Source organism: Hydrogenobacter hydrogenophilus, assembly GCF_900215655.1.
GTDB classification, from domain to species: domain Bacteria; phylum Aquificota; class Aquificia; order Aquificales; family Aquificaceae; genus Hydrogenobacter; species Hydrogenobacter hydrogenophilus.
Map to the genome: position 1 here is coordinate 1 of NZ_OBEN01000016.1, position 14,932 is coordinate 14,932.

Consider the following 14,932-nt stretch of genomic DNA (forward strand, 5'->3'; position numbering starts at 1 on the left):
TGGTGCTTTGGGGGATTTACTTATTTTTTGAGCTTTTGAGGGCTGTTTTTAGAAATCAAGTTTTGTCAATGCTCTGGGATTTTTCAAACAGCCTCGCGGTGTAGTTGTCAAAAAGAGCATACTTAAATATGATCCTGTTATTTTTGTTCTATATCGCAGTGCCTTAGTTGAGCATATGAAAGGCGTTCGTGGGCGTCCTCCTGTCATGCTTTTTGTAGGTTTTATTGTTTTGTTCTTTTCTCTCTATCAGCTCTTTGGCTACTTCCACAGAAGCGGTGGCGTTCTTCCCAAGGTTCAGGCTCAAGTTCAGCAAGTTGAAAATAAAAGCTCAAATAATGAAAAAGCCTATCTTTCCTATCCTTATTATCCTTCTCAGCTTCAGCCTTCTCAGTCTCAGCGTCAGCCACAGCCACAGCTACAGTCTCAGTCTCAGCCTCAGCCTTCAAATTCTCTATCTTCAAGCGGTTATTATTACATTGAGGTAGACACATCGGCTAAAGAGCCACTACAGGAGCCACAGCCTACTGTTAAGGAAATTCCATAGTTAAAATTAACATGGTACCAGTGATAAAATTAAGTAAAAAATTATAATCCCTTGCAGTCCGTTAGGACTGCAAGGTGCGGGGTGGGTGGGAGTTTGAGGGAGGGAGGGGCTCGCCTTAGCTCCTCCCTCCCTCATCTCTTCTGGCTGGTATCCTTAGGCTCGGGCAGGAGCGTAAGCGTCTGCCGAGCCGATAGGTGGGCTTGTATAATATTACACATAAATCGAAACTTTTGGGGGTGTAGATATGGGTCTTTATGATAGGGACTATATGAGAAAGGATTGGGACAAGAAAGGAAAGGAAGGGCATCGTATCCTTTCTGCTATATCTGAGCTTTTTGACAAGTTATCGGATAAGTTTCCTGTAAATGATCCTATAAAGCCTAAATCTGTACCTTCTTATACTCCCTCTAAGCCTCTCCTCTATCTTATTTTCTCTTTGATGTTCCTTTCTTTTGTTCTTCTTCTGTATATTCTTCTCAGTTCCTTATGAAGTTTTTCACTTTGACTTTTCCGTTTCTTATCTTCCATGAAGCTAATCCTCTTAGTTCTATTCTCTCTCCTTTTCTCACTCTTTCCCTTATCTCCTCTATCAAAGCTTTTATTATCTCCTCTACTGTCTCTGTCTTTGTCATTCCAAGCCTTTCAGCTATTATCTTAGCCAATGTCTTTCTGTTGTGTTTCATTGTTTGCCTCCTCTAAGCATTCTAACCATGACAAATCGTATAATGTTTTGTTTTTCAGTGCGTAGTATATCCATTCTAAAACCTTGCTGGCAGTCTTCATTATTGCTTTCTTCTTCTTCTTTACTCCTCTTTCTATCAGCTTTTCGTAGTATCTCTTTACTTCGTTCTCGTGTCTGAGGTTTTGGACTACATACATGTAAAGTATTTTCCTTATGTGCTTGTTATTGTATGTTCTTCTTTCTTTCTCACTTTTTCCTGACTGTGCGGGTGCGTTTGCAAGTCCCATATATTTTTTAAATTTCTTGACATTTTTAAACCTTGTGATATCTCCGTATGTTGCAATCAGATAGCCTGCCGTTTTCCTAAAGCCAAAACTTCTTAACACTTCTGCATCTTCCTTAAAGTACTTCTTCAAAAACTCCTCTATTGCTTCCTCTACATCTTTTAGCATTTCCTCAAGGTATAAAAGCTTGTCCCTTTGTTCCTTGATTATCCACTTTAAGGCTTTAAATCCCATCATCGTGGAGTATTCCTGTTCTTGCCTGTTCTTTACAATTCTCCATAGCTTTGTCTTTGGTTGGTATCTTAGGCTTGGATATTCTGTTTCTACAAGCTGTCTTAAATAGTTCATAGTTCCGTTTATTTCCTTTAGCAGTCTTTCCCTGTGTGTGATTAGCTGTTTCAGTTCAAAAATTACCAAGTCCTTTAGTTCAATCTCCCTTGTTGGTAATCCTGCTATTCCGTACAGTGCTAAGTTCTCTGCATCTTTTTTGTCCGTTTTCTTTCCTCCCTTTAGTTTTATCCACTGGTTAAATCTTCCTCCATCTACTAAAAATACTCTGTAGCCACTTTCAAGGAAAAACTTTATAAGTGGTATTGCGTATATCCCTGTTTGTTCTATGTAGATATTCACAATTTCTCCTTGTCTTCTTAAAACTTCTATATCTCCTCTTATCCAATGCATGCCTGTATAGTCTATCTTTTGCTGGTCTTCTTTTAGCTTGTTTCCATTCCTTAGTATTGCATAGTTAAACTTTTCCTTTGATACGTCTACTCCTACATGCAAGGTTTCCATTTTTTTGCCTCCTCCTAACCATTCTTTATGGGTTCGGCTTATGCCGTCCCAAACCTACCATCATTAGGTTGAAGGCGGGAGATCCCCTCCCAAGATGCAATATGAGGCATATAAGCCTCATAGAATGATATGGGTTGAGGATCTCCCATTAATAGTCCATAAAGGACTATTTCTAAAACTACTTTTCACTAAAATGGAAACTTTAACTTTAAACTTATTCATGTATAAAAGAATAGAATGATTATATGATACTCTTTTACAGAAGGGGTGGACTTGGAGACACACTGCTCACCTTTCCAGTACTTGAGATACTCAAGAAAAGGGGCGAGCGTATATTTGCGGTAGGTAATACAGACTACCTAAAAATAGCCAAGGAGGTGGGGTGGATTGATGAGATGCACTACGAAATACCAGAAGGAAGCTTTAGCAGGGTCATAAAGGTGTCTGTGGATGGAAATGTAAAGCCTTTTCCAGAAAGGAGAATCTGGATAGTGGATCACTACCTTGAGAGCTTGGGATTGAAAGATAACTACTCTGACACACTATATCTAAAACCTATACGGGACAATCCCTTCAAAGGCAAGGCGGTTATACATCCTTCCAGCGGTTCAAAAGCCAAAAACCCCCCTATAGAGCTCTTTTTACGCATAGAAGAGTACCTAAAAAGACATGGTTATCAGGTTATTTACTTTGTAGGGGAAGCGGATGAGTGGGTAAAGGATTTTGTTTCTGAGTTTTACCAAAGCACAGACCCTCTTGAAATAGCTAAAGCACTAAAAGAAGCCAGACTATTTATAGGAAACGACAGTGGTATATCTCATTTAGCTTCTTATGTAGGTGTTCCAACTTTTGTTTTCTACGGTCCCACAGACCCTATAGTTTGGAGACCTATAGGCAGAAAGGTATTTCAAATAAGCTTAAACCTCTACTGCAGTCCTTGCTTTCCCAACACCTGCAGGGAAAGACCTTGTTTAAATGTGGAAGAACTTTTTAAAAGCTTTGTCAGAACCTTTGAGACCCTAATGTTAAACTATTAATATGAGAAAAAGTCTCTTAGTGTCCTTTATAGGAAAGGCAGGGAAAGAGGAAGGAGGATACAAGAAAACGTGCTACAAGTTTGAGGATGGCTTTACATACGAAAGTTCCTTCTTTACGGTGGTCATGCATGCTTATTTAAGAAAGAAGGAAAATGTTAAACCAGACCTTCTGATAGTTGGCACAACTGGTTCCACCTGGAGTGAACTTTTTGGGCTTTCAGAAAGTGAAGAAGTTTTTAAGGTAGCACAGGATCTAGAGAAAGGTTTTAGCAATGAAAAGCTCAAACAGATGGAGAAGTCCCTTTCTGAAAGCCTTGGTGTGTCTGTAAAGCTTTTAGCTATTAAGGACAACCCACCCCAAGTACTTGAGATATGTGAAGAAGTTCTCAAAGTTCTAAGTGAAGTAGACTATGAAGAAATTTTTTATGCCTTTTTGCGTTTTGAGCACTTTGATGATTTACAAAAACCTAAAAACTTCAAAATAAGGACATTTTATGGTTTTCTTGAATACACCAACAAGGATGGAACCAAACCCGCTTATGAGCTCACCCAAATATCCCAACTTCTTGACACGGCAAGCGCACTATCCCTACTCATGACTACCGGTGATTTCAGAGTTTACTATGAACAGATGGGTAAAGGAGATCTTGCTAAGGAAGTCTATTACCGTAAGTTAGAAGAACTTCTTAAATTTCATCCTTCTGAATCTCAATGCTATCTTCATAAAAAAGTTAATCCCCTACTCTGCGAGTTAAGGGCAGAATACCTTGACGAAAGCATGGTAAATAGGGCTAAGTTTTTCGCAGACAAAGGACAGTACTTGAAAGCTATTGTCCTACTTTATGAGGCTTTTCTCGTTCTAATTTGCAGAAAGCAAAACAGGCATGACTGTAATAAATACAATACAAGAGAAGAACTAAGAAACACCCTTCGTCAAAGGGATAAAAAATTTGAATTCCTAAGCCACTTAAGAAATACCATAGTTCACGGTAGTCAGCCAAAAGGAAAGTATAGTGGAAAAATTCAGCGTATCTTGTGCTCTGAAGAAGAATTCAGAAAAGTTTTTAAAGAATACTTAGATTACTATCGTCAACTGAAAGAAGAGGTAATCCAATGAACATAAAGTCCTACAAAACGTTTAATGCTCTTCTTGGTGAATTTAGTAAACGGGATGTTTTCGTGATCACCATATTCTTTGGTGCTTTGCCTGAGGCCATATTTACTCTTATTGACTTTATTATTAAGCAAGAGGCGGATACACTTTTAAGAGCTATTTTTCTTTTTTTTGTAAGTGCTATTACTTTTTTTTACATTTGGTGGAGGTATAAAGAGCTAAAAAAGTTCTTTGAAGAAAGAGAGTATGAAATTAGAAATGCAAACCCTTCAAACGCTAAGGTACTTATAACTGGGTTGAGTATTATTCCTGATTTGGAATTGGAAGAGGTGAAAAAGAAGGGTAAACCATCAAGAAATTTCAGATTATATCCTATAATGGAAAAGATAAAAGACCTGCATGAGAAAGCAAAGCTTGAAAAAGTTATAGTAATCCCATCCCATGAATCGGAAAAAAATTTCAGTACTTTTAAAGAGATTGTGGAGAAGCTTTATAAGGGTGTAAGCGTTGAAAAAACAGAACCAGTAGATTACAACCATTTTGACAGTATTCAAAGAAGAATAAAAGAAGTTTTCAAAAAGCTACGAGAAGAAGGCTACAAAAAAAGCCAAATAGTAGTAGGCATTACCGCAGGCACTACGGTTTTTAGCGTAGTTGCTTCCGCACTGACTTTCTTTTCGGACATAACCCTGTCTTATTTTACCCAAGGAGACGAAGGTAAGGTGGTTTATATAGATATAAAAGGACCTGGGGAAGAATAAGCTGTGCATCTTCATAAACACCTCACTATATATGAAACTGCAACGGACTATTAAGCTCGTTCTTAAACCCACTGAAGAGCAAAAAAACAATCGTGAGAAACTATCTGGCTTCTCTCCAAAGGGGGGAAGTCAGGACTGGGGGCGGTACCAATGTAGCGATGCTACACAGCATCAGCTACAAGTCTCCGAATTTATTCGTAGGTAGAGTTGACCTGCACTACCATTGAAAACCCTCAAGGAATGCAGAGTGAAAGGTGAGATATACGACTCTTCTCTGCCTCTTACAGAAGCACCCATAAGGCTAAAAGAGCTCCTTGACAGGTGCGCAAGCGGAAAAGAGGAAGACAGAAAGCTCACAGAAGAGCAGGCTAAAGATATGGGCATATAAATTATATACTTATCTTGGTTTTCTTCCTCTCCATATAGCCCTTTCTTAGAGTGTATCCCTCTTTTGGATACAGTCCGTAAAAGAGGTTTTGCACGTGATTTCCTTCCACAAAGAAAGACCACCTTTCTAAAGCGCTTCCTATTACTAAGCTGGCATAGGTGAGTGCATAAAAACTGTAAGAAGTGTTTCCTTTTATAAGAGAGTAAGAAAGTAAAGAGATGGGAACAAAAAAGGTAACTACATAAAAAATGGGAATGACAAAGCTTAGTATTTCCTTGCCTTTTGCGTAGTAGAACTCCTCTGTACAGTAGTTATTAGTGGTCGTGCCCGTATCAAGAACCTTTATAGGTCTGTTGTGTGGTAAGTTTAGAGCCTCATTTAGAGTAGGTCTCTTTAAGAAAAACTGCCTTATGTTAAAGGCTATCCTAAAGGTAAGTCCCAAAAGCACAAAGAAAAGAGTAATTAAAAGGAAAGGTTTTACAAGCTGAGGTTTGTAGTGGTAAGTAGTAGCAAGGAAAGCAGATGATCCCAGCATAAGATACATGTTAAGATAGTAAAGCACTGTTAGAGATGTGTTCCACTCAAGTACAAACTTGTTGGAAGCGTATATCATAGCAGTGGAAAAGGCAGAAAGCCAACCCAAAATAAGAGTAATTATCCCAAATAAATGAACAAAGAAAGCATTAAGGCCAAAATAATAGGAAAGTCCATAAAGAAGCAAAGTAAAGCCGTAAGCTCCGCTGAAGACCGCTTCGCGAGAGAGCCAAGAAGTATGGAATCTCTTTATGGCTTTCCAAGCTCTCATTTTATGTCCGAGATGAAAGCTTGCACCTACAGCTCCCAAACCTATAAGGATCAGGGAAAACACTAGGGAAAACATAACCATGTTCCTTGGCAGAGAGGTATCAAAGCCATAGAGAGACAAAAGCTCCGCCAAGTAGGTAAATGTGAAAAGCCCTATAGATGTGCCCGCTGTCAGAAAGAACCATATTAGGGAAAGGGGTGGGTGCATGCTCAACCTCCTTTGTAATGTTTTTGTATCACTTCAAGGAATAAAGGATTGTCTGGCTTTAGGATGTGCTCGTCTATATGCACCTTTGTTTCCGTCCTTGGAAGGTAGTGGTTTGCGGGATTGGTTCCCATATCTGGGAAAAGGACAAAACCGTTGCGCTCTTTTATCACTTTATACACTTCGCTGTTGGGATCCTCTATGTCTCCAAAGAACCTCGCCTTTGCGGGACAAGTCAGTACACAAGCGGGTTTTCTGTGTTCTGGTGGTAGTGTTTCATCGTATATCCTGTCTATACAGAGGGTACACTTTTTCATCACCTTGTCCGCCTCGTCAAACTCTCTGCATCCGTAGGGACAAGACCAGGAGCAGAGCTTACAGCCAATACAGTCATCGTAATTGACAAGCACTATACCATCTTGCTCGCGCTTGTAGCTGGCTCCGGTAGGACAAACAGGTACGCAGGGAGCATCCTGACAGTGAAGACAGGACTTGGGAAGGTGAAAAACTTGTGTGTTTGGAAACTCACCAGTTTCGTAAGTCATTATTCTGTTGTACCAAACACCGTGCGGTTCTCTTCCGTAAGGGTCAAAGTCCGAAAGGGGACCAAAAGCAGCCTGCGTGTTCCACTCTTTGCAGTTTGTAGCACAAGCGTGGCAACCAACGCAGGTGTTTAGGTCTATCACCAAAGCAAACTGCGCCATATTAAGCCTCCTGTTTTACAAGTATTTGCCTCAAAGATAAAAGATGTTGAAAGAGCTTAGCAGAAAGATCTTTCATAGCTTTAAGGTTTTGCTCATCACTATCCTTTTTTTGTGTGGGGTCTATTTGCATGCTGATCTTGTGAAACTCACAGTGTATCTCCTCTATATTTTCTACTATAGCCTTTATATCCTCCGGAAGCTGGTCTTTTATAGGTGCTACACACTCGTCCCACTTTCTGCCAAAATTACAGCTATGGCAGTCCTTGTGTTCAAACCTTGTGCCTTCCTTCAGTGCCTTTTCCAATTTGTTGATGTAGATGGAGTGCTGAGAGATGAAAATATCTATATCTTTCACAAACTCAGTAAGCTTAGTCAAAGACATCTTGCACCTCCATCTTTATTCAAACACCTCTTTGAGGTCTAAATCTACTCCCAGAAGCTCAGACCTGACCATACCTTCTCCCTTGGCTTTGGATAAAAGTTTAAATCCCTCTTGAGAGTTTGCGTAAACTTCAAAGGTCTTTCTCTTTGGGTCTACAATCCAATATTCCTTAACGCCTGAGCGCTCATAAACTTCCTTTTTCTCTAAAAGGTCGTAGTAAGCAGTAGAAGGTGAAAGTATTTCCACCACAATGTCAGGTGGTCCCTCTATGCCTCTCTGTGTTATCTTTGCTTTTGAGCCTTCAAGCAACACTACTATATCAGGTTGGTATGCGTTCTCTTGGTCCAAATATACATCTACAGGAGCGTATAGTACTTTGCCTTTTTTAGTCTTTTTGACTATATCGTAAAGCTTATAGCTCAAGTTTATACTAACTTCCTGATGTTCAGGTGAAGGTGCTGGACTCATAATGAGCTCTCCTTCTATCAGTTGGTATGGACTGCCTTCTGGAAGTTTCTCATAGTCCTCAATAGTGTATCTTTTCTTCTCCAAAAGCGTTTTCATCTACTCAAACACCTCCTTTAGATCCAATTCTATACTAAGAAGCTCAGACCTTACCCTGCCTTGTCTTTTTGCCTCGGAGAGGAGTTTGAAACCCTCAGGAGTGTTTGAGTAAATCTCTATACTTTTCATGTATGGATCCACAATCCAATACTCTTTTACACCAGCTTTTTCATAAACATCTTTCTTTACCCTAAGGTCGTAGTAAGCGGTAGAAGGCGAGAGTATTTCCACAACAATATCAGGTGGTCCCTCTATGCCTCTCTGTGTTATCTTTGCTTTTGAACCTTCCAAAACTACCACTATGTCAGGTTGATAGGCATTTTCTTCATCAAGGTAAACATCAACGGGTGCATAAAGGACTTCGCCTTTTGTCTTTTCTTTAAGGTGATGAAAAAGCATAACCGAAAGCCTGATGGAAACTCTTTGGTGTTCAGGTGATGGCGCTGGGCTCACAACTAGCTCTCCTTCTATGAGCTGGTATGGACTGCCTTCTGGAAGTTTTTCGTAGTCCTCAATAGTGTATTTTTTCTTTTCTACTACCTTCACGGCTTGTACCTCAGTACAGGCACCCACCTTTCTTCTATATAAGGTAGAGGCTTTACCTCAAACTGGGGTGCGGTTTCTGGCGTTTGGTCTTGAGCTTTATAAACCTTCACCTTAGTGTCAAACCACGCAAAGTGTCCTGTAATGGGGTCTCCATAAAAGATTTCCCTTCCTCCTATCTTTATTGAGTGGGGTATTACATGGTTTAGCAGAAATCCTTCGTGTCCTTCTTCTGCTTGTGGCTTTAGACCCCAAGTGCCTTTCATCTTTCCTATGGCGTTCCATGTCCATACAGAGTTGGGCTCTGTGGTTTCTGTTAAGAAAACTTGACACTTAACCTTTCCTACTCTTGACTCTACCCACACCCAATCAAGGTGTTTTATACCGAGCTTTTGTGCAGTCTTGGGATTCATGTAAAGATAGTTTCTTGAGGATATCTGTCTTAGCCATGCGTTTTGGGAGTCCCAAGAGTGATACATCCACTGAGGCCTTTGGGTAAAAGCATAAAGGGGATACTCTTCTGCAGAGATCTCTTCCTCAAAGGGTGGATACCAGAAGGGTAAAGGATCAAAGTACTTGACTAATCTCTCTCTGAGCAGAGGATCGTTGGGTGGTTGGTTCTTACCTTCCCACAGACCTTGTCCTGCGAGCCTAAAAGTTTGGAGCGTCTCAAGGTAAAAGTTGAATGTTATGGGTGAGACCTTCTTTATAAAGCCTACGCTTAAAGCCCATTCTTGATAGTCTTTATTCACATGCCTATAATAGCGCATGTTTTCCGGAAGCTTATAGTAGAAAAATCCTTTGTTCTTTATGTACATCTCAAGCTGTCTAGGGTTAGGTTCTCCTACAAAGTGTTTATCGCCGTTTTTTCCTCTCCAACCTGCAAGAGCTCCCACACCTGGTCTTACCTGCCAGTTTATAAGAAAGTCCCTAAAGTCCTTATACTTTCTTGAACCATCTTCGTTTACAAAACCGGAAAGCTTTAACCTTGTGCCCAATTCTACCAAAACATCACCCCAACCTTTCACATCATAGCCATTCGCCTTTGGGTCTACTATGGGATGCCTGAGGGCATCTACAGGACCGTCCACCGCAGATGGTGGCCTATCAAGTAAAGACAGTGCAAACCACTGCTCAAGATAGGTAGCATCTGGCAATACAAGGTCTGAGTAAGCAACCTGTTCGCTGTAAAAGGCATCTATGGTGATAATTTTTGGAATGATATAGTTTCCTGCTTGATCTGTTGCGGTAAGAGCTTGGAGTATGTATGGGATGTTCTGTGATGAGTTCCAAGCCATGTTTGCCATGTAGATCATCAACACCTCTATGCCGTAAGGATTCTGTTCGTAAGCGGCAGGAATAACATTCTGTATACATCCGTGTGCGGTAAGCGGAAACCACCAGCTATACGCCCAATCTATCCTTATGGGATTACCCTTTTCATCTACTAAAAGGTCATCTGGGTTTTGGGGATATCCAAGGTGAGGTCCGGGGTATACCTCTCCATACTTTATTTCATCTGGTCTTGAGATTTTATAAGGTTTGGGAAGATCTTCTATGTGCTTGGGATACGGTGGCTTGTTGAGAAAACCACCGGGTACGTCTACAACACCGAGCATCATCATGAGCAAAAAGATAGCCCTTGCGGTTTGAAAGCCGTTGGTATGAGATGCTACACCTCTCATAACGTGGAAAGAAACAGGCCTTCCTATAAACTTTTTGTGCTTTCTTCCCCATACATCAGTCCACTCTATAGGAAGCTCTATGGGATGGTACAGAGCTATGGTTCCCATCTCCTTTGCTATTCTTTCTATGTCCTTTGCAGGTATACCTGTTATCTTTTCCACCTTTTGGGGTGAATAGTCCTTTACCAACCTTTCTGCAAATATGTCAAAGGCAGGTCTCACCTTGTATCCTTCTGGTGTAGTAAATTCACCTATAAAGGCAGGATCAAGATCATCAGGCACTATACGGTCTGCGGGTTTAAAACTATTAGATTTTTTATCAAAGACCATGGGTTTTCCTTCTTCGTTTCTGTAAAAGAGCCCATCCTTTGAAGTGCCAGGTGCTTGAATGACTAACCAAGTTGCGTTGGTGTACTCTTTAAGAAAATCCCAGTTGACCAAGTTGTATCTGAAAAGCTCATGCATTATTCCCATAAAGAAAGCTCCGTCAGTTCCGGGTTTTATAGGCACCCATTCGTCAGCTATGGCACCATACCCCCATCTGACAGGATTTACCACAACAAACTTTCCGCCTTTGCGTTTCATTTCCTGAATGCCCAGTTTGAAGGGATTAGAGGAGTGATCCTCCGCAACACCTATGAGCATAAAGTACTTAGTGTTTTCAAAGTCCGCTTCTCCAAACTCCCAAAAGGAACCACCTATGGAGTAAAGTCCAGAAGCCGCTATGTTTACGGAACAAAAACCACCGTGAGCTGCCCAATTCACCGTCCCGAGCTGACTTGCAAACCAACCGTTAATAGCCTGCATCTGGTCTCTTCCGGTAAAGAAGGCTATTTTATGGGGACCTTTTTTACGCGCCTCTTCTAACCACTGAGTGGCTATTTGCAGTGCCTCTTCCCACTCTATCTCTTTAAACTCTCCCGAACCTCTTGGACCCACTCTCAAAAGAGGTTTTCTCAATCTTGCAGGGCTATACTCCTTCATTATGCCTGAAGAACCCTTAGCACACAGAACTCCCCTGTTGGTTGGGTGTGCATCGTTCCCTTTTATGTAAGCGACCTTATTGTTCCTCACATATACCTCTATACCGCATCTACAGGCACACATGTAGCAAGTGCTGTAAGCCTTCCTGTCGTAAAAGCTTCCTCCTATTTCCATGCAGGAAACCTCCTATCCTAATAAAATACTTCAGCACCCAAAGGGTCGTGTTTTCAATTTGCTTATGGGATTATAAGCTTCATTTATAGTGATTATAAGTTGTTCTTAATTTAAGTTCTTTGTTATAATTAGAGAAGCGTCTATGCAGAAAGTAGAAGAGTGGAAACATCTCTTAGAAAGCAGGTTAAGGGAACTCTTACAACCATTTGAGCCTTTAGTTCTCTACCAAGCCATGTCTTATTATGTGTTTCAGGAAGGTAAAAGGATAAGACCTCTTTTTTTGTGCGCGGTAGCTGATGCTTTGGGTGGTAATATACAAGATGCCATAACAGTAGGATGCGCTCTTGAGTTCATACATAACTACTCCCTTATACACGATGACCTGCCAGCTATAGACAATGACAGCACAAGAAGGGGAAAGCCTTCGTGCCATGTACTTTTTGGTGAGGATATAGCCATACTTGCTGGTGATGCTCTTCTCAACTTAGCCTTTGAAGTGCTCTCAAAGAAAGAAAACTTTGTCTCCATGGATGAAAAAGACCTTCTGCAAGTTATACGCATCTTATCTGAAAGCTCGGGCCATAAGGGTATGGTAGCTGGTCAAGTTATGGACATAAAAAAACTCGGTGATGTTTGGAGTATTAGCTTAAAGAAAACTGCCTGTCTTTTCTCTTCTGCCTTTGCTTGTGCAGGGGTCATTTCAAAAAGAGATCAACTGCTTCATTCTTTAATCTCTGCAGGTGTAAAAGTAGGTGTGCTTTTCCAAATGGTTGATGACTATAAGGATAAGGATGGCTTTTACTCTATTTACAAAGATGGCATTGCACAGATCATAGAGGAAAAGTATCACGAATGCATTCGCACTTTGGAAGGCATAGGGCTACTTACACAGGAGATGGAGTTTCTCCTGAGGTTGGTGCTCTCTCCGGTAAAAACTCCTTGACGTGTAAGATCATCTGGTAGGCGTTTTCACCATCTGAGTAGTACCTTGGTCTTTCACTAACTATCTGAAATCCAAGGGATCTGTATAGTCTTATGGCGCGCACATTAGACTTTCTCACATCTAAAGCTATGTGGCTTACCTTATCCTTGAAGTTTTCTACCAAAAAGCTAAGGAGCATTTTCCCATACCCCATACCCCAGTAATTTTTTTTAATAGCAAAGTTCATTAGGTTGGCAGTATCGTGTATTACCCAAACCACAAAGTATCCGATAACCTCACCGCCAAGTTCCAATACATATTTGTGTGAGTACTCTAACTGAAATTCCCTTTCAAAGGCGCTTTTGCTCCACGCATCACTTGTAAAGTTTTCTCTGTTTATTTCAAGTACCGACGGAAGGTCCTGTATAGTCATAGGTCTTATCTTGGGTATTCGCATTTACCTTGCACTATTAAACTCCATATTAGGAAAGCAACTGGCTCTGGTACTATGACTGTCTTTCTGTTTCCACTTTGGCTTAATATCTCATGAAGCTCCGTTCTAAGCACCGCATCGCCTGTCAATTCAAAAAGCACGTCTATAGCGTCCTCTAAGGATCTGAGCATATCTCTTGCATCTCTGTAGTAAGCTATACCTTTTTCTTTAGCTACCCTTACACTTTCTAAATCTTCTCTTGGCTCTGCAACGGCAATAACCTTCACACTATCTGCGTTAACCCTCAAAAGAGCATCAAGAAACTGGCTACCAACCCTTCCAAGACCAGCTATGGCTACATTAACGCGTCTCACTTTTGAACCTCCTCAAACAAATTATAGCAACTATCTATTTTGGTGTAAAATACACAGAAGGAGGGAAGCATGTACTTGCTGTGTGATGAGAAACGAGTGTATGTTTTTAGTAATTACAGAGTGGAGGCTTACGATAAGCTCGCTCTGGTAAACTCTGAAGAAAAGAATTTACTGTGGAAGAGTGAAAAACTAGAGGAAAACTTAAACAAACTTGTAAACTCAAAGGACCATATTTACGGCATTGGGAAAAATCTGTTGGTGAAGGTAAGTAAAACAGACGGAAGTACGGAATGGCTTACTTTCAACGAAGATTTTGTGGACATATTCTGTATGTACGGTGATCTTTACCTTTTGAGTAAGACTAGTCTTTTCAGGATGCCTATAGACAAGTTTGCTCATGCGGGGGTAAAAAGGTTATCCGTGTCTGACCTTATGGAAAAACCCTTCTCGTGCTTTTGCGCTTCGGACGAGCATATTTATTTAGCTTCTACTAACTATCTTTATCAAGTGGAAAGGAGTGGAGGAAAAGTTGGTGAAAAAGCTCTCACAGATGTGCGCATACTACTGATAAGTGAAGATGGACCTATAGCTATAAAAGGTGATGGGAAGATCTTAAATATGGACGAAAGCCTTCAGGTGCTGTCATCAGGAGAGTTTGACGGAGAGCCTATAAAAGCGGAATACAATGTGTATCACACTTTTCTTCTTACAAGCACAGGCTTGCATGTATTTGGCAAAGCTGGAAACAGGATAGCTCACATAAGCGACAGTAAGTACATCTCATTTGCTGAAGGGTTAAACCATGTTTATCTGTATAAAGAGGATGGTTTGCATGTTGCTTCAAAAATAGATTTACTTGGGGACAACTATCAGAATGTGGATCTTGCAACAGTATCTGCAATACTATTTGCTTCTCTAATGCTTTTTGAGAAAGAGAAAGGATCAAAGGTAAACATAAAAGAAAAGCACAGTTTTCTTGATGTAAAGATTGGTAATAAGGTATTAAACATGGAAAAGCTTGTCTTTAGGCTTTCTAAGTACTTCCCAGAAGTCTTTATACTTTTTTCTAATATAGGCTATTACGAGAGTTTATTGGAGTTTGGCATGCGCTTTGAACTCATAAAGAGAGAAGGTGATAGCCTAATTCTCAATGAAGACATGCTTGATCACTTGGTAAAGAAGCACAGTGCCTTTGAAACTTTCCGTAAAGACATCGTTTCTTTAGTTTCTTCTTGTTTGTTGTCAACTACCTACGAATAAATTCGGAGGCTTGTAGCTGATGCTGTGTAGCATCGCTACATTGGTACCGCCCCCAGTCCTGACTTCTCTAAAAAGAGAAGCCAGATAGTTTTTCACGATTGTTTTTTGCTCTTCAGTGGGTTTAAGGGTAAGCTTAATAGTTCTTTGCAGTTTCATATATATTATGCGGGTCTTAGCTCTTCAAAAGAAAGAAGGTCCTTTGCATACTTGTAAAGGATTTTCCAGTCTTTTTGCACTATTTCTGGAACAGTCTGTCTCTTGAGTATAAGGTTAGTCAGAGAAACCCATTTTACTTT

The 14,932-nt window shown here is 40.5% G+C and carries 18 protein-coding genes; 7 read left to right on the top strand and 11 right to left on the bottom strand.

The annotated features are described in order from the left end of the window. Window positions 1-221 precede the first annotated feature (221 nt). Window positions 222-461, bottom strand: coding sequence for a hypothetical protein (locus CP948_RS08550; protein WP_143441281.1), 240 nt, complete (start codon window positions 459-461; stop codon window positions 222-224). A gap of 351 nt (window positions 462-812) precedes the next feature. Between CP948_RS08550 and CP948_RS08555 the strand changes: the two genes are divergently transcribed. Further along, window positions 813-1,034 (top strand): hypothetical protein, encoded by a 222-nt coding sequence (locus CP948_RS08555; protein ID WP_143441282.1) that lies wholly within the window; start codon window positions 813-815, stop codon window positions 1,032-1,034. On the opposite strand, the gene CP948_RS08560 is transcribed toward CP948_RS08555, so the two are convergent. Both CP948_RS08560 and CP948_RS08565 read right to left on the bottom strand, forming a co-directional pair. Then, window positions 1,021-1,227: an HU family DNA-binding protein gene (locus tag CP948_RS08560; protein WP_096603489.1), complete on the bottom strand. Its 207-nt coding sequence runs from the start codon at window positions 1,225-1,227 to the stop codon at window positions 1,021-1,023. The genes CP948_RS08555 and CP948_RS08560 overlap by 14 nt on opposite strands. Next, entirely contained in the window at window positions 1,199-2,302 is a 1,104-nt protein-coding gene (locus CP948_RS08565) for an IS110 family RNA-guided transposase (RefSeq protein ID WP_096603492.1), read from the bottom strand. The genes CP948_RS08560 and CP948_RS08565 overlap by 29 nt, the downstream gene beginning before the upstream one ends. A 245-nt stretch (window positions 2,303-2,547) precedes the next feature. Between CP948_RS08565 and CP948_RS08570 the strand changes: the two genes are divergently transcribed. From CP948_RS08570 to CP948_RS08585, 4 genes are all read left to right on the top strand, one after another. Then, entirely contained in the window at window positions 2,548-3,339 is a 792-nt protein-coding gene (locus CP948_RS08570) for a glycosyltransferase family 9 protein (RefSeq protein ID WP_096603495.1), read from the top strand. A gap of 1 nt (window position 3,340) precedes the next feature. Next, a complete protein-coding gene (locus tag CP948_RS08575; RefSeq protein WP_096603498.1) occupies window positions 3,341-4,456 on the top strand; it encodes a TM1812 family CRISPR-associated protein in 1,116 nt (371 codons plus the stop codon). Beyond that, the gene (locus CP948_RS08580) at window positions 4,453-5,214 is read left to right on the top strand and encodes a hypothetical protein (protein ID WP_096603501.1); all 762 of its coding nucleotides are present in this window, start codon (window positions 4,453-4,455) and stop codon (window positions 5,212-5,214) included. Before CP948_RS08575 ends, CP948_RS08580 begins: the two co-directional genes overlap by 4 nt. Window positions 5,215-5,461: 247 nt before the next feature. Next, window positions 5,462-5,602 carry a hypothetical protein gene (locus CP948_RS08585; protein WP_245810125.1) on the top strand — a complete coding sequence of 47 codons (141 nt, stop codon included), beginning with the start codon at window positions 5,462-5,464 and terminating at the stop codon, window positions 5,600-5,602. A gap of 1 nt (window position 5,603) precedes the next feature. Here CP948_RS08585 and sreC read toward each other — a convergent pair whose 3' ends face one another. Genes sreC through sreA form a run of 6 tightly spaced genes read right to left on the bottom strand, consistent with a single transcriptional unit; the run spans window position 5,604 to window position 11,647 of the window. Beyond that, entirely contained in the window at window positions 5,604-6,614 is a 1,011-nt protein-coding gene (sreC, locus tag CP948_RS08590; protein WP_096603504.1) for a dimethyl sulfoxide reductase anchor subunit family protein, read from the bottom strand. 2 nt (window positions 6,615-6,616) lie between these two features. Beyond that, the gene (sreB, locus tag CP948_RS08595; RefSeq protein WP_096603507.1) at window positions 6,617-7,315 is read right to left on the bottom strand and encodes a sulfur reductase subunit SreB; all 699 of its coding nucleotides are present in this window, start codon (window positions 7,313-7,315) and stop codon (window positions 6,617-6,619) included. A gap of 1 nt (window position 7,316) precedes the next feature. Further along, on the bottom strand, window positions 7,317-7,697 hold the full coding sequence (locus tag CP948_RS08600; protein WP_096603509.1) for a CZB domain-containing protein: 381 nt from the start codon (window positions 7,695-7,697) through the stop codon (window positions 7,317-7,319). A 15-nt stretch (window positions 7,698-7,712) separates the two neighbouring features. Next, a complete protein-coding gene (locus CP948_RS08605; protein ID WP_096603511.1) occupies window positions 7,713-8,261 on the bottom strand; it encodes a Uma2 family endonuclease in 549 nt (182 codons plus the stop codon). Next, window positions 8,262-8,807: a Uma2 family endonuclease gene (locus CP948_RS08610; protein WP_096603514.1), complete on the bottom strand. Its 546-nt coding sequence runs from the start codon at window positions 8,805-8,807 to the stop codon at window positions 8,262-8,264. It lies immediately after the preceding gene. Next, the gene (gene sreA / locus CP948_RS08615) at window positions 8,804-11,647 is read right to left on the bottom strand and encodes a sulfur reductase subunit SreA (protein ID WP_096603517.1); all 2,844 of its coding nucleotides are present in this window, start codon (window positions 11,645-11,647) and stop codon (window positions 8,804-8,806) included. The genes CP948_RS08610 and sreA overlap by 4 nt, the downstream gene beginning before the upstream one ends. A 142-nt stretch (window positions 11,648-11,789) precedes the next feature. Here sreA and CP948_RS08620 point away from each other — a divergent pair, with 142 nt between their 5' ends. Continuing rightward, complete coding sequence (locus CP948_RS08620) at window positions 11,790-12,590, top strand: polyprenyl synthetase family protein (protein WP_096603519.1); 801 nt, start codon at window positions 11,790-11,792, stop codon at window positions 12,588-12,590. Here CP948_RS08620 and rimI read toward each other — a convergent pair. Together rimI and CP948_RS08630 are read right to left on the bottom strand one after the other, a co-directional pair. Then, window positions 12,532-13,026, bottom strand: coding sequence for a ribosomal protein S18-alanine N-acetyltransferase (rimI, locus tag CP948_RS08625; protein ID WP_096603522.1), 495 nt, complete (start codon window positions 13,024-13,026; stop codon window positions 12,532-12,534). The genes CP948_RS08620 and rimI overlap by 59 nt on opposite strands. Next, entirely contained in the window at window positions 13,008-13,376 is a 369-nt protein-coding gene (locus tag CP948_RS08630) for a Gfo/Idh/MocA family oxidoreductase (RefSeq protein ID WP_096603525.1), read from the bottom strand. Before CP948_RS08630 ends, rimI begins: the two co-directional genes overlap by 19 nt. Before the next feature lie 69 nt (window positions 13,377-13,445). Here CP948_RS08630 and CP948_RS08635 point away from each other — a divergent pair, with 69 nt between their 5' ends. After that, entirely contained in the window at window positions 13,446-14,636 is a 1,191-nt protein-coding gene (locus tag CP948_RS08635) for a hypothetical protein (protein ID WP_096603528.1), read from the top strand. Window positions 14,637-14,932: the final 296 nt, after the last annotated feature.